Origin of the sequence: Stanieria cyanosphaera PCC 7437, from assembly GCF_000317575.1 — a bacterium.
In the GTDB taxonomy this organism is placed as follows: Bacteria; Cyanobacteriota; Cyanobacteriia; order Cyanobacteriales; family Xenococcaceae; genus Stanieria; species Stanieria cyanosphaera.
The window spans coordinates 3,635,376-3,656,429 of sequence record NC_019748.1 but is presented as its reverse complement, the minus strand read 5'-3'; the positions used below and the strand labels follow the sequence as shown (position 1 = coordinate 3,656,429).

The window sequence follows — 21,054 nt, the reverse complement described above, 5'->3', positions numbered from 1 at the left end:
CATGGATAACTTTATTGTTGGTCTTCCTAAAGCAGAATTACATCTTCATATTGAAGGAACATTAGAACCAGAACTAATGTTTACTTTAGCCGAGCGGAATAAAATTAAATTACCTTTTCATTCAATCTCAGAAGCAAAACAAGCTTATAATTTTAATAATCTACAATCTTTTTTGGATATTTATTATCAAGGTAGTAATGTCTTGCAACAAGAACAAGATTTTTACGATCTTACTTGGGCGTATTTACAAAAGGCTGCTACTCAAAATGTAAAACATACAGAAATATTTTTCGATCCTCAATCTCATACCGAAAGAGGCATAGCTTTTGAAACTGTATATCAAGGTATTTATCGCGCTTTACAAGCTGGTCAAAAAGAATTAGGTATTTCTTTTCAACTAATTGTATGTTTTTTACGCCATCTTAGTGCAGCAGAGGCATTAAAAACTTTAGAAATGGCATTACCCTACAAAGAAACAATAATTGCAGTGGGTTTAGACTCTTCTGAACAAGGTAACCCGCCAGCCAAATTTCAAGCAATATTTGATCGCGCAAGGAAAGAAGGATTTTTAACTGTTGCCCATGCAGGAGAAGAAGGAGCGCCAGCTTATATTTGGGAAGCCATTAATTTACTTCATGTTTCTCGGATCGATCATGGTGTTCGCAGTATTGAAGATCAAGATTTAATCAAATATTTGGCAGAACAACAAATTCCTTTGACCGTTTGTCCTTTATCTAACATTAAGCTGAAAGTTTTTGAAACTATTGAAAAGCACAACCTTAAGCAGCTATTAGATTTAGGTTTATGCGTTACTGTTAATTCTGATGATCCTGCTTATTTTGGTGGATATATTGCCGAGAATTATCAAGCAGTTCAAGATGCTTTAAATTTAAATCAAACAGAAATTTATCAACTAGCTAAAAATTCTTTTCAAGCTTCTTTTTTACAGCTAGAAACCAAACAAAGTTTAATCACTGAATTAGATCATTATTATCAAATAAACAGCAATTAATTTATAATTTTACAACTATTTAATAGTGACAAGAAAAATGATTATTAACCAATGTAAAAGTAAACTTATATTTGCCTCTACTACCAACCAATGAGCAATGACTAGACTAGAAAAAGCTTTAAAACATTACTTTGGTTATGATAGTTTTCGCCCTGGACAAAAAGAAATTATTGAAGAAACACTCAATAATCAAGATTTACTGATTATTATGCCGACGGGTGGTGGTAAATCTCTCTGTTTTCAGTTACCAGCTTTACTCAAACCTGGTTTAACCTTGGTTGTTTCACCTTTAATTGCTTTGATGCAGGATCAGGTAGATGCTCTCAAAGACCGAGGCATCGATGCTACTTTTCTTAATAGTACCTTAGATTATGAAGAAATGCGATCGCGTTATGGAGCGATTCTTCAAGGTAAGATTAAATTACTTTATGTCGCTCCAGAAAGACTTTTAGCCGAAAAATTTAGGACTTTTCTAGATAAAATTGCGAACAATATTGGTATTTCTACTATTGCGATCGATGAAGCTCATTGTATCTCTGAATGGGGACATGATTTTCGTCCTGAATATCGTCAATTAAAACAATTTCGCCAACGTTATCCTCAAGTACCTTTACTTGCTTTAACCGCCACAGCAACAAAAAGAGTTCAACAAGATATTATCGAACAACTAGGTTTACAAAATCCTTCGGTTCATCTTAACAGTTTTAATCGTTTCAATATTCATTATCAAGTCCAACCAAAACAACAAAGAAGTTATCATCAACTGCTACAAGAAATTCGTTCTCAATCTGGTGCAGGAATAGTTTATTGTCTCAGTCGTCGTAATGTCGAAGAAGTTGCCTATAAATTACAAAAAGATGGCATCAAAGCTCTACCATATCATGCAGGAATGACTGATGAAAAAAGAACTATTAATCAAACTCGTTTTTTACGAGATGATGTACAAGTAATGGTGGCAACAATTGCCTTTGGAATGGGTATTAATAAACCCGATGTTCGCTTTGTTTTTCATTACGATTTACCTCGAAGTTTAGAAAACTTTTATCAAGAGTCAGGTAGAGCCGGTCGAGATGGAGAATCAGCCACCTCAATTTTATTTTTTAGTATGGGTGATTGGAAAAAAATTGATTATTTAATTGAACAAAAACCAGATCCACAAGAGCAAAGAATTGCTCGTCAACAATTAAATCAAGTAATAGATTATGCAGAAGGAGTTGATTGTCGCCGAACTATTTTATTACGTTATTTTGGTGAAAGATTTTCAGGTAATTGTGGTCAATGCGATAATTGTTTAAATCCTCATCCTATCGAAGATTGGACTATCGAAGCGCAAAAATTTCTTTCGTGTGTGGCTCGTTGTCAAGAAAAATTTGGCATGAAGCATATTATTGAAGTGTTAAGAGGTTCACGGAATAAAAAAGTAGAACAATACGGACATCATTTACTTTCCACCTATGGTATTGGTAAAGATAAAACCAAAGATGAATGGAAAATGTTAGTTCGATCTTTACTCAATCAAGGTTTAGTTAGTCAAAGTAATGACGGCTACCGAATTCTTAAATTAAATAAACGCAGTTGGGAAATTTTACGTAAACAGCGCACTGTAGAAATTGCTGTTAAAAATAAAATAGATTCTCAAACAAAACCACAAAATAATCCTTATCAAGCTGAAAAAGAAATTCTTTATGAACAATTAAAAAAATTACGTAAACAAATAGCTGATCTTCATTCTATTCCTCCTTATATTATTTTTGCAGATTCTAGTTTAAAATTGATGGCACAGTTGCAACCTCAAACTTTAGAAGATTTTGCTTCTATTTCTGGAGTCAATGATTATAAACTACAACAATATGGAGAACAATTTATTTCCTTAATCAGAACTTTTTGTCAACAACAACAACTACCAGTTCCTCTACCTTCTCGCAGTCAAATGACAACTCTCCAACTACATCATCGAGGTTTAACTGTCAGAGAAATTGCAGCCCAAAGAAGTTTAGCTGTAAATACAATTAATCAACATCTGAGTGAACTGATTGAACTCAATCAACCTGTAGCAATTAATAAATTAGTCGCTCCAGAAAAGCAAAAAATAATTACTCAAATTTTAGAAAAAGTTGGTGATGATTCTTTGAAAAATTTAAAAGAAACTCTCGGAAATGATTATAGTTATGAAGAAATCAAATTAGTACGAGCTTGGTATCGTCGTAGACATCAAACTCAATAATTTTTTTTTAATTTTATGGAACAAATAATTATCATAGCAATTGCAGTTGTAAACTTAAATATTCCACGCTATACTTTATTATTAACGACAACCGCTCCAAGTACTTTTAGGTCTTTACAAACTAATTTAACTGAGCAACGAAAAACAAAAGAATTTATTGATGACGGCACCGAAAAAATGCTCAATCGTCATAAAAAATTGCTTATTTTAATAATTATAGGTTTTGGTTGGCTAACTTATAAAAGTTTATTTTCTTCACAGCACAAATAAATTTAATTACTTATAATCAATATAACGGATTCAATTATAGCCTTTCTCGCTCTTGGTGAGGTACACCATTACCAGTTACTAATTACTAATTACTAATTACTAATTACTAATTACTAATTATGAGGGATGAATAATCAACCATTAACAATCAACCATTAACATAAGCGAAGCGCACTACCGTAGGTCTCAACTATCAACGCTCTACCAGGAAAATGAACTGTATCTCATTAATGTGAGAACCGATATAGTAAATAATAAAGTAAACCAAAAAACGCTCCCATTATCATCGTAGGGCTATTTCATTCTGAAAAAAAAAGCTCAAAAAGTGCCTAAAATGCCTTAAAACTAAAATTAACGGTAGAAAAATAGCAATAATGATCAAAAAGCCATAAACTCTGAGTAAGCTTTAAAGAATTTCTAAGCGTATTTAGACTTGAGTTATTCAATTGCTCAATCAGGAGAGAGAACGACAAGAGCATTTGCGATCTCCGCTGCGCCCGCATCTTTACGCCTGGGCTGGATGCCAAATTTTTCCCAAAAACAGAAATTGGTGAAAGATTGAGTCAACACTATCAACAATTGAGAGAAAATAATAAAGGCAAAGATTCAATTACTAGAATCTTGTTTAAAGCAACCAGAGTGCTATTCTACGAATTAAATAAAGTTATTACATAGAACACGGTGTTATGCATTTAAGTGAAATAACCCATCCCAATCAGTTGCATGGTTTGTCGATACGGCAACTAGAAGACATTGCTCGTCAGATCAGAGAAAAACATCTTCAAACTATTGCTACTAGTGGTGGTCATTTAGGGCCAGGATTGGGAGTAGTTGAGTTAACAATTGCTCTTTATCAAACTCTCGATTTAGACCGAGACAAAGTTGTTTGGGATGTCGGACATCAAGCCTATCCCCATAAAATGCTGACAGGCAGATATAATCGTTTTCATACCCTCAGACAAAAAGACGGGATTGCTGGTTATCTCAAACGTTGCGAAAACAAATTCGATCATTTTGGTGCTGGACACGCTTCTACTAGTATTTCTGCTGCTTTAGGGATGGCATTAGCTAGAGATGCTAAAGGTGAAGATTATAAATGTGTCGCAGTAATTGGTGATGGCGCGTTAACAGGTGGTATGGCATTAGAAGCGATTAACCACGCTGGACATTTGCCGAATACCAATCTGATGGTGATTCTGAATGATAATGAAATGTCTATTTCACCCAATGTGGGAGCAATTTCTCGTTATCTCAATAAAGTACGTTTATCTGACCCAATTCAGTTTCTTTCCGATAATTTAGAAGAACAATTTAAACATCTCCCCTTCTTTGGTGATTCCCTGACTCCAGAAATGGAACGTGTTAAAGAAGGAATGAAACGTCTTGCTGTTCCTAAAGTCGGGGCAGTAATTGAAGAATTAGGTTTTAAATATTTTGGTCCGATTGACGGTCATAATTTACAAGAGTTAATCTCCACTTTCAAGCAAGCACATAAAGTAACTGGTCCTGTTTTGGTTCATGTAGCAACAGTCAAAGGTAAAGGATATGCGATCGCTGAAAAAGACCAAGTAGGCTATCATGCCCAAAGTCCTTTTAATCTGGCAACAGGTAAAGCTATTCCTTCAAATAAGCCCAAACCACCCAGTTATGCTAAGGTTTTTACCCATACCTTAACTAAATTGGCAGAAAATAATCCTAAAATAATTGGTATTACTGCTGCTATGGCAACTGGTACGGGTTTGGATAAACTACAGCAAAAATTGCCTAAACAATACATAGATGTGGGTATTGCCGAACAACACGCCGTAACTTTATCAGCAGGATTAGCTTGTGAAGGAATGCGTCCTTTAGTAGCGATTTACTCTACTTTCCTACAACGGGCTTACGATCAAATTATTCACGATATTTGCATTCAAAATCTGCCTGTATTTTTCTGTATGGATAGGGCAGGAATTGTAGGTGCCGATGGCCCAACCCATCAAGGAATGTATGATATTGCCTATTTACGCTGTATTCCCAATATGGTCATCATGGCACCCAAAGACGAAGCTGAATTACAACGCATGATTGTTACGGGAATCGATCATACTGATAGTCCAATTGCGATGCGTTATCCTCGTGGTAATGGAGTCGGTGTACCGCTAATGGAAGAAGGCTGGGAGGCTATAGAAATTGGTAAGGGAGAAATTCTCCGCAACGGGGATGATGTCTTGTTACTTGGCTACGGCACAATGGTACATCCTGCTTTACAAGTAGCAGAAATCCTCAGCGAACACGGTATTGAAGCAACTGTAGTTAATGCTCGTTTTGTCAAACCTTTGGATACCGAATTAATCTTACCTTTAGCACAACGCATCGGTAAGGTAGTGACGATGGAAGAAGGTTGCCTGATGGGTGGTTTTGGTTCGGCAGTTACCGAAGCTTTACAGGATAATAATGTACTTGTTCCTGTTAAACGATTTGGTATTCCTGATATTTTGGTAGATCACGCTGAACCTAATCAATCTAAAGCTGATTTAGGTTTAACTAGTTCCCAAATGGCAGAAAACATTCTGAAAGCCTATTTTCCAACCAAACAAGCTTCAGTTGTTAGTTAGCTAATTAGCAGTAGGTGGGCAATTATTTTGTCCACCTTTTAATTTCAAGTATATAGGCTCATCGTTTATAACTGTTAACCTTGTCTACACCGCAAAAATCAATTTCTTTTAATTACTAGGAAAAAATTGACTAGTCAAATCAATTTGATTCCTTTGATGTAATAATCTTTATTTGTACTGCTATATTTACTGAACATAAATAAACTCACCATAATAACTATTTATATTACCTTCTAATTTACTGGTATTATTGGTCAGAGTAACTAATTTTTACGCTCAAAATTAATCTCCAAAAGACTTTTAGCCTTTGCTGTTTTTATTTAATTAGAATTTAAAGTTATCATAAAGAATCGATAAAGTAGTTGATATTAGCAAATTAATCCTGTATTGTGTTCTTCAATACACTTGTTGTTTAATTATTAATTAAAAACAAAATTGTTTCAACTGAAAAGATTATTTTAAATCTAATTTGGCTCATTTTTATATTTATTTCTTCAAATAAAAAAACAAGTGTATTTTAATTAAAACCTAGATAAAAAAGCTTGGTTTTTTATTTTTTGAGTCATCAGTAAAACATTAAACTATGAATAAAGTTAACAACAAAATTATTGGATTAATATATTTACCATTTTTGCTACTATTAATAGGAATTGGACTGCAAAAGGAAGTATCGGTTAAGCTGTTGGTTAGAGATATTTTTTCAGTTGTAGAGCTTCCTAGCTATACAAGTATAGTTTCTAACTTAGGAATATTGTTTTGGTGTTCAGCTTTCACGGTGTGTTGGTTTAGTTATTTATTATTTAAGAATTATTTATCTCAAAAAAAGCGTGGTTTTTTGCTTTATTCTAGTGCAATTAGTTTATTTTTATTGCTAGATGATTTTTTCTTACTTCATGAACGTTTTTATAGTAGTCATTTTCATCTGCCAGAAAAATTATTATTTTGCATATATGTAATTATTTTTATCAATTATTTATTTCAATTTCGTAGTGTAATTGTTAAAACTCAATATTCAATCCTTCTGTTAGCAATGTTTTTTTTTGCTATTTCTTTTAGTCTAGATTTAATCGAAGAACGTCTTTTTCCTCCACCACAATTAGGACCAGATTTATTTTTTCTAATTGAAGATGGTAGTAAGTTTTTAGGCATTATTGGCTGGTGTCTTTATCTAACTAGTGTAGGCTTGCTATCTAGTACAAAAATAATGTCTCAAGTTAAGACTAAAAATTTCTCCCCCAAAATTAATCAGGAGGAAGATGTAATAACAAGTGAAAAAATAAGGATTTTTTAGTAAGGCGATCGCAGTAAGAGTTAACTTGATTAGATTTTTTGGTTACATAACTGTACTTGCTGATTCATTCATTTTGAATATAAAAAGTTAAAGCCGTATTGCCATAAATTTTTTGTTGCTTAATTTCTAAACCATCAATAGAAATTGCCTGCCATAATTTAGGATCGTGTTCAACTGCAATCTCTCCTGTAGGTGTAAGTAATTGTAGCGTTGCGATCGCTTTTAACACTGGTTGATATAATTGACTAGCATAAGGCGGATCGAAGTAAATGCGGTCAAACTTTTCTCCTGCCAAACTTTTAATTCGAGTTACTATATCTCCCCGTAACAAACGAAATTTTTGGTTCGGTTGAGCTACTTGTTGCCAATTTTGTCGAATAATGCCACAAGCACGATTATTTTGCTCAATTCCTACTACTTCTGCTGCACCGCGACATAAAGCTTCTGCACCCATCGAACCATTACCTGCACACAAATCTAACCAGAGACAATCAGTAATTTTGCCTTGCCAAATATTAAACAAAGCTTCCCTTACTTTAGCCGAGGTTGGACGAGTTAGTTGTCCTGGTAAGGTCTTTAATTGTCGATTACCATAGATTCTCATTAATTAAAGATAAGTCAGAAGTAAAAAGGAAAAAGCGCGAAGCGTCCTGAGTGAAAGGAAGGATCAAAGTAAAAAGGCAGAAGACTTAATTTGATTCTTTGTTCCTTATTCTCTATTAACCGATAACTGGTAACTGGTAACTGGTAACTGATTAACTGGTAACTGATAACTGATACTTTTTGGCTTTGATTTGATTCACAAAATTAGAAAGAATTTGCAAACCATAATCGGAAGATTTTTCAGGGTGAAACTGTACTGCAACTAGGTTATTAATAGCGATCGCAGCAGTAACTGTTTGACTACCGTGAGTTACCATTGCTGCACAGACACTACGATCTTTTGGTTCGACGTAATAAGAATGAACGAAATAAACGTAAGGATTAGTAGGTAAGTTGTGCCAGAGAAACAAATCAGGTTGAGTTAACTTCAATTGATTCCAACCCATGTGAGGAATGGTAATATCTGGTTCAGAACGAAAACGGCGTACTACACCTGGAATAATCCCTAAACCTGGTTCATTGCCTTCTTCCGAAGCATCAAAGAGAATTTGTAATCCCAAGCAAATACCCAAAAAAGGTTTTCCTGATGCGATCGCATCTTTGATAGGAGTTTCTAAATGACGGCTTCTAATATGCTGTACGGCGGGATCGAATGCGCCTACTCCTGGTAATACTACCGCATCTGCCTGAGCAATATCTTGAGGAGAATCAGTCACAATTGTGTTTGCCCCTGCTTTTTCCAATCCCTTACAAGCAGAGTGAAGATTTCCCATGTCGTAATCGATCACAGCAATATTAGCCATTTTTTAATCATTGATCGTGCGAAGGTTTCCTAATTATTTTATCTTTAATGCTTCAACAAACTGTACATCTAAAATGTTTTTTGATTGCCATAAATTTATCGTAGGGGCAAACGGCCGACTGCCCCTACAAGATGTCTATAGTTAGCTGCAAATTCTTCTCAACCAGAAATTATGCCATCAATTCCCCTGTTTCTTGTAAAGAATGTAAGCGATGATAAATTCCAGCATAATTGAGTAATTCATCGTGACTACCCACCTCAACAATTCTGCCTCGATCCAAAACCACTATCTTGTCAGCCTCTCTCACCGTACTAAGACGATGAGCAATAATAATAGTAGTACGAGTACCCAAAATTGATCGCATCGCTAATTGAATTGATCGCTCTGATTCGTAGTCTAAACTAGAAGTCGCTTCATCAAATACCAAAATATCTGGATTGACGATTAAAGCCCTAGCAATACCTAATCTTTGTTTTTGCCCTCCCGATAGTCTGACTCCTCTTTCCCCAACGATAGTAGAGTAACCTCTGGGTAATTCGTGAATGAATTCATCTACTCTGGCAATTTGACAAGCTTGTTTAACTTCTTGCCAACTTACTTGAGGATTACCATAAGTCAGATTATCTAAAACTGTGCCATTGAAGATATCAACATCTTGATGAACTATGGCTAGTCGACGACGGTATCTAGCAATATCTAGAGTCCGAATATCTTCACCATCAATCAAAATTTTGCCATGATTAGGATCGAAGTAACGAAATAAAAGTTTTACCAGCGTGGATTTACCTGAACCCGAACGTCCCACTAAAGCAATAGTTTGATAAGGTTTGATTAATAGATTAAGATCTTTTAAGATAGGGCGGTCGCGATCGTAACCAAAACTAACCTGTTGTAATTCTAATTTACCCGTGAATTTATAAGGATTAGTAGCACGATATTCGGGGACTAAACTGGCTGCATCTGTACCCGCAGGAAGTTTAATAAAGTCATGAAAACGCTGCATTGAGGCATAGCGACGGGCAAATATTTCTGCTAATTGGGTAATTGGTTCGAGTTCCGCATAAGCCATACTAGAAACCGTTAAAGTGGTAATAAAATGTCCCAGAGAAATATCACCTCGTACAGTTGCGATCAAAGTAACTAGCAGGATCGCAAACACACAAGCTTGAATCATGGTTCTCGCCCATGTTCCTAGCACGACATATCCTTTATGGATGCGGAAGGTAACAACTTGATATTCCCGTTCAAATCGTTGCCGTTGACGTTCTAACTCTTGTGCTTCTGTAGCAAAAGCTTTGACGGTTTTAATATTGGTAATGATTTCAGAGGTACGACTTTCGGTATTTTCCTGATATTTTTCAAGTAATTCCTCTTGTTTAATCAAAATTTTTAATTTTTTAAGGTAATAGACCAAAATCACCACAAAAGATAACAAAAATCCTAAGGCAATCCACTTATCAATCAGGAGAATTACGACAAAGATACCTAAGATTCTGCCAAATTTAGGAATTAACTGTCCCGCTATTTCTGGATAAGTCCAAGTATGATTTTCAATACCTCTGGCAATTTTTCCTGCAATGCGCCCAGGATTATTTTCATCGTAAAATGCTAAAGGTAGGGTTAAAATTTTGGCAATTACTTTCTTAAAATGATCGCGTCTTGCTCTTAAAGAAATTTCCCAATGAAACCAAGGCCCAATCCAAGGTTGAATTGGAGCTTTCACTACAGTAACGAGAAAAATTAAACCTAATAATACCCCTAGGGATAACAATTTACCTTCCGTTAAATTTAATAACCCTGCGATCTGAGTTGTTAAAATCTGAATTGGTCGATCTACAGCTTGATTGGAAAGAACATTCAGAATCTGCCCAATCGCGTAAGGCACAACTAGATCGATAATTTCAAATAGACAAGATGCAGCAATACTAAAAATTGCTACGGCTCGATATTTGCGATAATAACCTAGAAGCTCTCGAAATGATGCCATGATTTAAGCTCTCGATCTGCTTTACATTTTATAAACACAAGCTTTAAAATTTCTGCTTGCCCGAATACATAATATTACACAAAAACTACAAAAATGCTATGAAGTGTTGGTTGATAACTTGTAGTTTCAATTCAATTAATTGTATCGAAAATGAGTATTGGTCAGACTGTTTCAGCTACTTGAGTTCAATTGACCATAAATCGGAGTTTGACAAAAGCGTTTTCAAGAGCGATCGCTAATAATAAATCAAAGAAACTCACCAGATTATTGGTTCATATGAACTAAAAAAGTTGAGTTTCTTAGGAGAGAGATATAAATAAAAATGCGCTGCGCTATAAAAAACAGCAGTTTTCGATTGATAGACTATAGCATTTATCAGTAAAGATATAATATCTTACGTCTGTACACTTGTTAACAATGAACCTCACCGAAGGTGCGCGTAGCGACCAACAATTAACGATTAACAAAAACCTAAGTGTTTACTGTAGTCCCAAAACTTGAAAACGGATAGAATTCCAGCACAACGTGATTATTTTTTAAAATAACAATTTACTTTATAAAAATTAGTCTTAAAAATTAAACTTCTATGGTTGATTATTATTTCTTTCCATTACTGTTGCTAGTCTTTCCATTGCTACAGTTAATCTTTCTTGAGCAACAACAGCAGGATCAGATGCTTCTTCGGTAGTTATTTCCTCCTGACGAATAAATCTCTTTTTCGCCGTTTCATAAGAACGAACCAGTAAAAACATACAGAAAGCAATTACCAGAAAGTTGATTATAGCGGCTAAAAACAAGCCGTATTGAATACCACCGGCCGATAATTCAGCTAGTCTTTCTACTCCCGCAGCTTTCATAGCAGGATTTAAAATTGCTGGGGTAATAATATCTGCAACTAAAGACTCTATAATCTTACCAAAGGCTGCTCCAATAATGACTGCAACAGCTAAATCGACTACATTACCACGCATAATAAAGTCGCGGAAATCAGCCCAAAATCCCCTTGCTCTTCTAACCATAGTTGTTATTTCACTTTTGTAATTTAAATAAAGAGATTGTATCAGTTGCGATTTTGTTTTTAATCACTAAAACATAAAATTATGAAAAACTTTTAGATTGTAATTTATAATTTATTTACATCTTCCTGACTGAGAACCATTGAAAATAAAAGTGTCTAGGCAATCGAGATCTGCAAATAATTTGGTGTAGACACTTAGTAAAAAAATATGTTTTTGTTAATAACTAAATTCTAGCTGAAAGCCATAAAACTAAATTTTTGACATAGGTTTTAATATCTTCGAGGGCGCGGGGTTCAGTTTTCATTCCATCACCAGCAGATTCTGCTACAAAGCTAGGACAACCTTTACTAATATCCCAGTTGTAATCTACAAAATGATGAAAGGTTGACTGAGCTACAACTCTACCAAATAAATTACCATTATCATCTTGAGTTGATTCTGTAGCCACTACTAAATTAAAAGGACGACTGGAAATTTTACTTATTCCTGTAGCAATTATCCTAGCATTAGTAATTCCTTGTGGTACTCCGATCGCACCTTCATGGGGATGGGCTGGAAAAAATTCGATTTTTCCTGTGGGTGAGTTAGGATTTTTAAGAAGTACATGAAGAGGTTCAACAGAATTAACAATTTGGTAATCTCCATTACTTCCTGAATGATAATTAGGCCAAGAAATAGAAGTAGTGTGAATATCGTCACGGCAACGTCTAGATTCATCTGGATCTGGTTGTTGGGATTGAAAATAATGTAATTTGCCGATCAAATCAAGACCACACATACAAATGCCCATATCTTGATGATCGCGGGTAGTAAAAATTCCTCTGCCACTTTGATGAAAAGCTAAAATACCTTGACAGTCTGTATCTGTTAAACCATCACCTACATCTAAAGCAAACAGCCACAGTTGATCGAAATTTGAATCTCCCAAACTACTCAAAATTGGCTCGTTTCCTTGCGCGTTTATTTCACGATCCCTGGATGTTACTTCACATAAAAGATTACCATTTTCATCGGTTAAAGAAGCAAGATAATCTTTAAGTAAAGAAAAGCGGGCGATACTCCAATCATCTTTTGTAGGGAGAATGGTTGTTTGTAAGAGAATTTTGAGCGGTTTAATCATTTATTTAGTTATTAGTTATCAAGTCGCAAGTCAATAAATCTTAATTCTAAGCTTCACAAGTTTTACAAGTTTATTAAATATTCTCGATCTGAGAAAATTAATCAAAGTAAGGGGTTATCCCCGTCAATCGGAGAATTAAGTTATGAGTACTGAAGAACAAGCCAGGAAATCAATGGCTGAATCTCGTCAAAATGACGAACACTTTGAAGAAACTATGCTCAATCGTGCTGAAGAAAAATTGGAGCAATCAGGTAGCAAAGAAATTGAAAAAGAAGCTAGAGAACGGTTGGTTGAATCTCGTCAACACGACAAACATTTACAACAATCAATGTTAACTCGCTCTGAAGAAAAAATTATTGATTCTGAATCGTAGATTAGTAACAAAGGCAGGTTTAAACCTGCCCTCCATGCTATTGCTTTAATTTAGAATTACAAAACATTAAAAAGTTTACCAAGTTCACAAGCCGAGGGACTGTGTGGTCAACTGAGTTAGCCATCCTTTACGCTTCCTTCGTCTGGCGTTGCCTCTCTACGCGGAGCATTTCGCCAAAGACTACTCTTCACTTACCTGACCACGTAATCCAATGGTGGGAAGTTGCTATTTGCTTTCTTTCTCCTTGATGAAGACAAGCTTTCTTTAATTTTGCCCCGGTTGTATCCGCAACGCTGATATCAGTTCCAGCTAGTTTAGTATCTGTAAGATTAGCACCACTTAAATCTGCGCCACTAAGATCGACATCGGTGAGATTAGCACCACTTAAATTAGCCTTATGTAAGTTGGCACAACGTAAGTCTGCACCGCTTAAATCTACACTTCTAAGATCTGCACCAACTAAGTCTGCACCAATTAAATTGACTTCGATTAAGTTAGCACCGACAAGATTAGCATGATTAAGCTCGGCATTAGTAAGATTTGCTTGTTGCAAACAAGCTCCACTCAAGTCGGCATTACTCAAGTCGGCACTGCTTAAATCTGCTCTGGTTAAATTAATTCTCGTTAGGTTTGTAGCTTTGAGATTAGCTGTGTGCAGGTTGACCTCGGTAAAATCCAATTCTTGGTCATTATACCGGCTAAGAAGTTCTTGGGTGTTCATAATCAAGTTGCCCTCCGAACCAATTTATTTAAAATGCGGTTTCGATACCAATATTTTGCCAACAATTTTCTTGAGCCAAACAAAAAAGTTGCGAAAAGTTACCAAATTAGATTTGTTATCCCAATAGGTTTTGTGGCGATCCCTGCTGGAAATAATTGAGCAGATAATATAGCCTTTCTCGCTCTTGGTGAGGTACACCATTACCAGTTACCAAAGATTAAGTCAAAAGCGCGATCGCACAAACTGCTAAAAAGTATTTTATTACTCAAAATATAATTTAATTGAATGCGCCAAACAAAGGTGTCATCGAAGTAAAATTTTTCCTCTCAATTAACAAAGCTTATGAGATAATGAGCTACTTGCACGGGGTGCGCTCTTATAGGGGAATAATCCTTTACCAAAAATGTTAGCCGAGAGGAGAAGCAAGAGTGAAAGTTTTAGTAGTTGGGAATGGTGGCAGAGAACACGCGATCGCTTGGACTTTGTTACGTTCTGCTCAAGTTGAACAGGTTTTTTGTACTCCTGGTAATGGTGGTACGGCAACTACTCCCAATTGCCAAAACGTGGCGATCGCGGTAGATGATTTTGCAGGAATTGCCCGCACAGTCAAGGAAAATCAAATAGATTTGGTGGTAGTTGGACCAGAACTGCCTTTATCATTAGGTATTACGGATTATCTTGAGCAAGAAAACATTTTGGTTTTTGGTCCAAATCGAACTGGGGCGCAAATCGAAGCTAGTAAGTCTTGGGCAAAGGATTTAATGATTGAAGCAGGTATCCCCACTGCTCAATCCCAAACTTTTACTGATACTCAATCTGCTCAAGATTATATTGTTCAACAAGGTGCGCCGATTGTAGTCAAAGCTGATGGGTTAGCAGCAGGTAAAGGGGTAATTGTCGCTACTACAGTAGAAGAGGCACTAAAAGCAGTTCAGGAGTTGTTTGAGGAAGGCTTTTCTAAACTAGTAGTCGAAGAGTTTCTTACTGGGGAAGAAGTTTCTGTACTCGCTTTAACCGATGGTATTACTATCCGTCCTTTAGCACCCGCTCAAGATCATAAACGCATTGGTGAAGGAGATACGGGCAAAAATACTGGAGGGATGGGAGCGTATGCATCAGCACCTTTAGTTACACCTGAATTAATGATTAAAATTGAACAAGAAATTTTGCAACCTACCATCGCTACTTTAAACAAACGAGGAATTGATTATCGCGGTGTATTATACGCAGGTTTGATGATTACTCCTGGGGGAGAACCCAAAATTTTAGAATTTAACTGCCGGTTTGGAGATCCTGAAACTCAAGCCGTCTTACCTTTATTAGATACACCTTTAGAAGAATTACTTTTAGCTTGCGCCCAACAAAAATTAAGCCAACAACCCCCAATTAAATGGAAATCAGCCAAAGCAGTTTGTGTTGTCGCTGCCTCTGGAGGTTATCCCGATGCCTATGCCAAAGGAAAGATTATTACTGGGATTGAATCAGCAGAAGCTCAAAACGCCGTTGTTTTTCACGCTGGAACAAAACTTGATGGCGAGCAAATTATTACCGATGGTGGTAGAGTCTTAGGAGTAACAGCATTAGGCAATAACTTTGATGATGCGATCGCTTTTGCCTATCAAGCAATAAATTTAATTAAATTTGAAGATATGTATTATCGTCAAGATATCGGTCACCGTTTGTATGACTCTTGAAGTTGTCTAACTAATTGATAAACTATAATGCAATACCCTAATTTTGCTAAACTTCAGCTTAAATTGTTTTGCTTAACCTACTTACTAAGCTCAGACAAATAATTGCCCTTTGGTGGTCGGAATTTACCCTCCAAACCAAACTGATGGCTGCTGCTACTCTAGTAGTTTCTCTACTTATGAGTGGTCTAACTTTTTGGGCAGTCAATACTATTCAACAAGACGCACGCCTCAACGATACTCGCTTTGGTAGCGATTTAGGGTTATTGCTCGCCACTAATGCTGCACCAATGGTGGCAGAACATGACTTTCCGAGTTTAGCCCGTTTTTCTGGGCGTTTTTTCCGCAGTACTGCTAGTGTGCGCTACATTCTTTATGCGGATCAAGAAGGTAAGATTTTTTTTGGTATTCCCTATTCTCAAGCTGAAGGTAGTAATTCCTTAACAATTGAGCGTCGTATCAAATTACCCGAAAATTACGTTCAAAATAGTGAACTTCCCTTTATTCGCCAGCATATTACCCCAAATGGAGAAGTTACCGATGTTTTCGTCCCCCTACGTCATCAAGGAGAATATTTAGGAGTTCTAGCGATCGGAATTAATCCTAATCCTACCGTAGTTGCTTCTTCTAATTTAACTAGAGATGTAACTATTGCGGTATTCATCTCAATCTGGGCAATGGTAATTTTAGGAGCAGTTTTTAATGCCCTCACTATCACTAAACCGATCAAAGAATTATTAGTTGGGGTAAAAAATATCGCAGCCAAAAATTTTAAACAAAGAATTGATTTGCCTTTAGGAGGAGAATTAGGCGAATTAATTGCCAGTTTTAATGAAATGGCAGAACGATTAGAAAAATATGAAGAACAAAATATTGAAGAACTAACTGCCGAAAAAGCCAAATTAGAAACGCTAGTATCAACTATTGCTGATGGTGCAGTTTTAATTGATACTAATATGATCATAATTTTAGTCAATCCTACTGCTAGACGTATTTTTGGTTGGGAAGGTAAAAACGTCATCGGCGAAAATGTTTTACATCATTTACCAACAGAATTAACCATTAAACTTACTAAACCTCTGTATCAAATTGTCGCTAGCGAAACCAAATCTGAATCCCAATCTCAGGAAGAAACTTTAACCCAACAAGAACCACAAATTTTAGCTGTTGATCATGAAGATCATTTAAGCAATGGAGATGAGTTTCGGATTGTTTTACATCAACCAAAAAGACGCACTGTACGCATACTTTTAACTCAAGTTCTTGACCGAGAACGAGAAAATGTCAAAGGTATTGCCATGACAGTACAGGATATCACTAGGGAAGCTGAATTAAACGAAGCTAAAAGTCAATTTATTAGTAATGTTTCCCATGAATTAAGAACTCCTTTATTTAATATCAAATCTTTTATTGAAACTCTCTCGGAATACGGAGAAGATTTAACCGAAGAGCAACGCAAAGAGTTTTTAGAAACAGCAAATCATGAAACAGACCGTTTAACTCGTTTAGTTAATGATGTTTTAGATTTATCTCGTCTAGAATCTTCTCGGGTTTATAATTTCTGTGCAGTAGATCTGACTCAATTAATTGAGCAAACTTTACGAACTTATCAACTTAATGCTAAAGATAAAGGAATTCAATTAGTTCAAGCTCTTGAACCAAATTTACTTCCTGTTTTGGGACATTACGATTTGTTGTTACAAGTTATCACTAATTTAGTTGGCAACGCTTTAAAATTTACTAATCCTGGCGGTAAAGTAACCATTCGTGCCTACGAAGTGAAGTCTCATCAACAACCATCTCAAATTAGAGTTGAAGTTGCCGATACTGGCATTGGTATTGCGCCAGAAGATCAAGAAGCTATTTTTGACCGCTTTTTCCGTGTGGAAAATCGAGTTCATACTTTAGAAGGAACGGGATTAGGTTTATCTATTGTTAAAAATATTATTGATAAACACCAAAGTAAAATTTATTTAAAAAGTGCTGTAGGGCAGGGGACAACTTTTTGGTTTGATTTACCAGTTTATCGCGAAGAACCTATCTCAGTAGAAACAACTCAAGAATCATCAACTGATTCTCCCAATAGCAACTTATCTTCTCAGATTAATTAAATACAGTTTCGTCTTGGGCGAGGCGCGTACGCGTTCTTGTTCGCTTTTATAGCAGTCGAAGTTCGGATTACAATGCTTGCTACAAATAGAGAAATGAGGAATGAAAAATTTAACTCCTGCTTCCTGCCTTTTGCCTCTTTGTGATGTGTAGCATTGTTTTTTCTATTTCATATTAATTGTGTACTATTAACTATTTTTTATCAGGGTGAGACTAGCCCACCCTAACATAAACTATACTGCTTGGGGTTGAGGTTGAGGTTGGAATTGGAACAGAGAGTAAACCACATTCCTGCGAATATCAATCATCATCTCCAGGAACATTTCATAACCTTCTTGTTTGTATTCAATAAGAGGATCTTTTTGTCCATAACCCCGTAACCCAATTGACTCTCGTAACGCATCCATTGCTTGTAAATGTTCGCGCCAAAGGGTATCAATTTGCTGGAGAATAAAGAAACGTTCTGCTTGACGCATCAAACCAGGTTGAACACTTTCGATTTGATTTTCTTTAATGTCGTAAGCTTTGCGTACTTCTTCATGAAGAAAAGTTTTAATTTCTCCCACTGTCATATCTTCTAAATCAGTAGGTTCTAGATCTTGGAGAAGATAAATAAATTCTTTGACTTTAGCCACCATCTTGTCTAAATTCCACTCCTCTGGTGGTAATTCAGGATTGATATAGGCATCGACGATCTCATCCATCGTCTTTTCAGCATACTGGATCACTTGTTCTTTGAGATCCAACCCTTCCAAAACTCGACGACGTTCGGCATAAATAGCACGACGCTGATTATTCATCACCTCGTCATATTCAAATACCTGTTTACGGGTATCGTAATAAAAAGTTTCAACTTTCTTTTGTGCGTTTTCTAAAGAACCAGTAAGCATTTTAGACTCGATGGGCATATCTTCTTCGACACGGAACATATCCATCAAGCGAGAAACGCGATCGCCTCCAAAAATTCTTAATAAGTTATCTTCTAAACTAAGGAAGAACTTTGTCGAACCAGGGTCACCTTGTCTTCCTGCCCTTCCTCTCAACTGGTTATCAATTCGTCGAGATTCATGACGTTCTGTACCGATTACGTGTAAGCCACCGAGACTAACTACGTCATTATGTTCTTGGTCGGTAAATTGGTCGTATTCTTTGCGAATTTGCTTATATACTTGCCGTAACTGTTCAATTACAGGATCATCAACAGGGGCATTTTCTGCTGCGATCGCAATTTTTTCTTCTGCTTCTAATTCTGCTAGACTTTGTTCACCATATTGTTGAACGGCAAATTTAACCACGTCTTTCAGCATGGTTTCTGTTTCTTTTGATAATTCGGTGGGGAAGATCTGAGGAGAGGCTTTCCAAGTTTTTACTTTTTGACCAGGGGCAAAGCCTTGGGCGGGTTTACGTCCACCAAAACCATTAGTTTGAAAAGCTAATTCATCGTCTTCTGGTCTAACAATTTTGGGCATCAAATATTCTCTAATTTTGAGTCTTGCCATATAGTCGGCATTACCACCAAGAATAATGTCAGTACCACGACCAGCCATATTAGTTGCAATGGTCACTGCCCCTTTTCTTCCTGCTTGGGCGACGATTTCTGATTCCCGTTCTACGTTTTCTGGTCTAGCATTAAGTAGATTGTAAGGAATTTCTTTTTGTCGCAGAAGACTAGAGAGTAATTCAGATTTTTCGACACTAGTTGTACCAACTAAAACAGGACGACCTAATTCATGCATTTCAGCACATTCTTCGGCTACCGCTGTCCATTTAGCCATCTCATTTTTATAGACGACATCTGCCAGATCTCGACGTTGAGAAGTACGGTTAGTTGGAATAATGGTTACTTGTAAGTTATAAACTTTTTCTAATTCCGTTTCTTCGGTTTTAGCTGTACCTGTCATTCCTGCCAGTTTAGGATAAAGCAAAAAGAAATTTTGATAGGTAATACTAGCCAAAGTTTGAGTTTCGTTTTGAATTTCTACTGCTTCTTTAGCTTCAATTGCTTGGTGTAAGCCATCACTCCAGCGTCTTCCTGGTAATACCCTTCCTGTAAATTCATCAACAATGACAATCTCATCATTACGCACCATGTAGTTAACATCTTTGGTGAATAATTCTTTGGCTTTGATAGCATTGAAAATATAATGCGCCCAAGGGTTTTCTTGGTCGTATAAATCTTTTACTCCTAAGATTTCTTCTGCTTTAGCAAAACCATCGTCAGTCATCAAAACATTGCGGGCTTTTTCATCGACTTCATAATCTCCGCCCCCTTGTTCTTCTTCTTGCTTAACTAAGAGTCGGGCAACTTCTGCTGCTTTGAGATATTTTTCTGTAGGGCGTTCTACCTGCCCAGAGATAATTAAAGGAGTTCTCGCTTCGTCAATCAGTACCGAATCAACCTCGTCAATGATGCAATAATTGAAAGGACGCTGTACTACCTCTTCCATTGAGGTTGCCATATTATCTCTAAGATAATCAAACCCTAATTCACTGTTAGTAGTATAAGTAATATCGCAAGCATAGTTTTTTCTCCGTTCACCTGAACTCATGCCCGATTGAATTAAACCTACACTCAAGCCCAGAAAACGATGAATTTGTCCCATCCATTCCGCGTCTCTTCTAGCTAAGTAGTCGTTAACCGTGACGACATGAACCCCTTTACCCGTTAAACCGTTTAGATAAGCAGGAAGAGTACAAACCAGGGTTTTACCTTCCCCCGTTTTCATCTCAGCAATTTGTCCTTTGTGGAGGACTATTCCCCCTAATAACTGAACATCATAGTGACGCATTCCCAAAACTCTGATTCCAGCTTCTCTAGTTACGGCAAAGGCTTCAGGTAAAATTTCTTCTAAAATTTCTTCTAATTCTCGGTCAGAATTAGCTTTATCTAATTGTTGTCTGAATTCCGCCGTCTTACCCTTTAGTTCTTCATCAGACAATTTTTTGATTTCTTCTTCAAGTAAGTTTACTTCTGTAACTAGAGGTTGAAATTTTTTGAGTTTACGGGCATTGGGGTCTCCCAGCAGTGCTTTCAGCATAGTAATTCTATATTGGTTTATCTGTATTTTTATCTATGTTAGTTATGATATTAGTTTTGGCGAAGGGTACGCACATCCCGAAGCTAAAAGAAGGAATATTTTCGACTAGCTAACGACAAACAGACTTCAATAACTCTCGATAATTTTACCATTTTGCTTAATTACTGAGGTTGGAGCGATATCCGTCTTGAGGTAG

15 protein-coding genes are annotated in these 21,054 nt (G+C 36.3%); 8 read left to right on the top strand and 7 right to left on the bottom strand.

Features of this window, described 5'->3' with window-relative positions:
• Nucleotide 1: 1 nt before the first annotated feature.
• The 5 genes from STA7437_RS15845 (at nucleotide 2) to STA7437_RS15825 (ending at nucleotide 7,394) form a co-directional block, all read left to right on the top strand.
• Nucleotides 2–1,012, top strand: coding sequence for an adenosine deaminase (locus STA7437_RS15845; RefSeq protein WP_015194396.1), 1,011 nt, complete (start codon nucleotides 2–4; stop codon nucleotides 1,010–1,012).
• 97 nt (nucleotides 1,013–1,109) lie between these two features.
• Nucleotides 1,110–3,236, top strand: coding sequence for a DNA helicase RecQ (gene recQ / locus STA7437_RS15840; protein ID WP_015194395.1), 2,127 nt, complete (start codon nucleotides 1,110–1,112; stop codon nucleotides 3,234–3,236).
• Nucleotides 3,237–3,251: 15 nt separating this feature from the next.
• Complete coding sequence (locus tag STA7437_RS15835) at nucleotides 3,252–3,506, top strand: hypothetical protein (RefSeq protein ID WP_015194394.1); 255 nt, start codon at nucleotides 3,252–3,254, stop codon at nucleotides 3,504–3,506.
• Nucleotides 3,507–4,192: 686 nt separating this feature from the next.
• Nucleotides 4,193–6,103 carry a 1-deoxy-D-xylulose-5-phosphate synthase gene (gene dxs, locus STA7437_RS15830; protein ID WP_015194393.1) on the top strand — a complete coding sequence of 637 codons (1,911 nt, stop codon included), beginning with the start codon at nucleotides 4,193–4,195 and terminating at the stop codon, nucleotides 6,101–6,103.
• A 583-nt stretch (nucleotides 6,104–6,686) separates the two neighbouring features.
• On the top strand, nucleotides 6,687–7,394 hold the full coding sequence (locus STA7437_RS15825; protein WP_015194392.1) for a hypothetical protein: 708 nt from the start codon (nucleotides 6,687–6,689) through the stop codon (nucleotides 7,392–7,394).
• A 64-nt stretch (nucleotides 7,395–7,458) separates the two neighbouring features.
• On the opposite strand, the gene rsmD is transcribed toward STA7437_RS15825, so the two are convergent.
• The 5 genes from rsmD to STA7437_RS15800 form a co-directional block, all read right to left on the bottom strand.
• Complete coding sequence (rsmD, locus tag STA7437_RS15820; RefSeq protein WP_015194391.1) at nucleotides 7,459–7,998, bottom strand: 16S rRNA (guanine(966)-N(2))-methyltransferase RsmD; 540 nt, start codon at nucleotides 7,996–7,998, stop codon at nucleotides 7,459–7,461.
• Between the two features lie 151 nt (nucleotides 7,999–8,149).
• Nucleotides 8,150–8,800, bottom strand: coding sequence for an imidazole glycerol phosphate synthase subunit HisH (gene hisH / locus STA7437_RS15815; protein WP_015194390.1), 651 nt, complete (start codon nucleotides 8,798–8,800; stop codon nucleotides 8,150–8,152).
• Between the two features lie 169 nt (nucleotides 8,801–8,969).
• On the bottom strand, nucleotides 8,970–10,787 hold the full coding sequence (locus STA7437_RS15810; RefSeq protein WP_015194389.1) for an ABC transporter ATP-binding protein: 1,818 nt from the start codon (nucleotides 10,785–10,787) through the stop codon (nucleotides 8,970–8,972).
• A gap of 584 nt (nucleotides 10,788–11,371) precedes the next feature.
• A complete protein-coding gene (gene mscL, locus STA7437_RS15805) occupies nucleotides 11,372–11,806 on the bottom strand; it encodes a large conductance mechanosensitive channel protein MscL (RefSeq protein ID WP_015194388.1) in 435 nt (144 codons plus the stop codon).
• Nucleotides 11,807–12,029: 223 nt separating this feature from the next.
• Nucleotides 12,030–12,926: a hypothetical protein gene (locus STA7437_RS15800; protein WP_015194387.1), complete on the bottom strand. Its 897-nt coding sequence runs from the start codon at nucleotides 12,924–12,926 to the stop codon at nucleotides 12,030–12,032.
• Between the two features lie 142 nt (nucleotides 12,927–13,068).
• On the opposite strand from STA7437_RS15800, the gene STA7437_RS15795 reads away from it, so the two are divergent.
• Complete coding sequence (locus STA7437_RS15795) at nucleotides 13,069–13,299, top strand: hypothetical protein (protein WP_015194386.1); 231 nt, start codon at nucleotides 13,069–13,071, stop codon at nucleotides 13,297–13,299.
• Between the two features lie 187 nt (nucleotides 13,300–13,486).
• On the opposite strand, the gene STA7437_RS15790 is transcribed toward STA7437_RS15795, so the two are convergent.
• Nucleotides 13,487–14,020: a pentapeptide repeat-containing protein gene (locus tag STA7437_RS15790; protein ID WP_015194385.1), complete on the bottom strand. Its 534-nt coding sequence runs from the start codon at nucleotides 14,018–14,020 to the stop codon at nucleotides 13,487–13,489.
• 428 nt (nucleotides 14,021–14,448) lie between these two features.
• On the opposite strand from STA7437_RS15790, the gene purD reads away from it, so the two are divergent.
• Both purD and nblS read left to right on the top strand, forming a co-directional pair.
• On the top strand, nucleotides 14,449–15,714 hold the full coding sequence (purD, locus tag STA7437_RS15785) for a phosphoribosylamine--glycine ligase (RefSeq protein ID WP_015194384.1): 1,266 nt from the start codon (nucleotides 14,449–14,451) through the stop codon (nucleotides 15,712–15,714).
• 68 nt (nucleotides 15,715–15,782) lie between these two features.
• Nucleotides 15,783–17,822 carry a two-component system sensor histidine kinase NblS gene (nblS, locus tag STA7437_RS15780; protein ID WP_015194383.1) on the top strand — a complete coding sequence of 680 codons (2,040 nt, stop codon included), beginning with the start codon at nucleotides 15,783–15,785 and terminating at the stop codon, nucleotides 17,820–17,822.
• Between the two features lie 231 nt (nucleotides 17,823–18,053).
• Here the strand turns inward: nblS and secA are convergent, their stop codons facing one another.
• A complete protein-coding gene (secA, locus tag STA7437_RS15775; protein ID WP_015194382.1) occupies nucleotides 18,054–20,858 on the bottom strand; it encodes a preprotein translocase subunit SecA in 2,805 nt (934 codons plus the stop codon).
• Between the last annotated feature and the right edge of the window lie 196 nt (nucleotides 20,859–21,054).

What these genes read in the sequence shown, in the direction of transcription:
- STA7437_RS15845 (WP_015194396.1), top strand. Translation starts at nt 2, where the DNA reads ATGGATAACTTTATTGTTGGTCTTCCTAAAGCAGAATTACATCTTCAT.
- secA (WP_015194382.1), bottom strand. Translation starts at nt 20,858, where the DNA reads ATGCTGAAAGCACTGCTGGGAGACCCCAATGCCCGTAAACTCAAAAAA.
- recQ (WP_015194395.1), top strand. Translation starts at nt 1,110, where the DNA reads ATGACTAGACTAGAAAAAGCTTTAAAACATTACTTTGGTTATGATAGT.
- STA7437_RS15795 (WP_015194386.1), top strand. Translation starts at nt 13,069, where the DNA reads ATGAGTACTGAAGAACAAGCCAGGAAATCAATGGCTGAATCTCGTCAA.
- dxs (WP_015194393.1), top strand. Translation starts at nt 4,193, where the DNA reads ATGCATTTAAGTGAAATAACCCATCCCAATCAGTTGCATGGTTTGTCG.
- STA7437_RS15810 (WP_015194389.1), bottom strand. Translation starts at nt 10,787, where the DNA reads ATGGCATCATTTCGAGAGCTTCTAGGTTATTATCGCAAATATCGAGCC.
- mscL (WP_015194388.1), bottom strand. Translation starts at nt 11,806, where the DNA reads ATGGTTAGAAGAGCAAGGGGATTTTGGGCTGATTTCCGCGACTTTATT.
- STA7437_RS15790 (WP_015194385.1), bottom strand. Translation starts at nt 14,020, where the DNA reads ATGAACACCCAAGAACTTCTTAGCCGGTATAATGACCAAGAATTGGAT.
- STA7437_RS15800 (WP_015194387.1), bottom strand. Translation starts at nt 12,926, where the DNA reads ATGATTAAACCGCTCAAAATTCTCTTACAAACAACCATTCTCCCTACA.
- STA7437_RS15835 (WP_015194394.1), top strand. Translation starts at nt 3,252, where the DNA reads ATGGAACAAATAATTATCATAGCAATTGCAGTTGTAAACTTAAATATT.
- rsmD (WP_015194391.1), bottom strand. Translation starts at nt 7,998, where the DNA reads ATGAGAATCTATGGTAATCGACAATTAAAGACCTTACCAGGACAACTA.
- hisH (WP_015194390.1), bottom strand. Translation starts at nt 8,800, where the DNA reads ATGGCTAATATTGCTGTGATCGATTACGACATGGGAAATCTTCACTCT.
- STA7437_RS15825 (WP_015194392.1), top strand. Translation starts at nt 6,687, where the DNA reads ATGAATAAAGTTAACAACAAAATTATTGGATTAATATATTTACCATTT.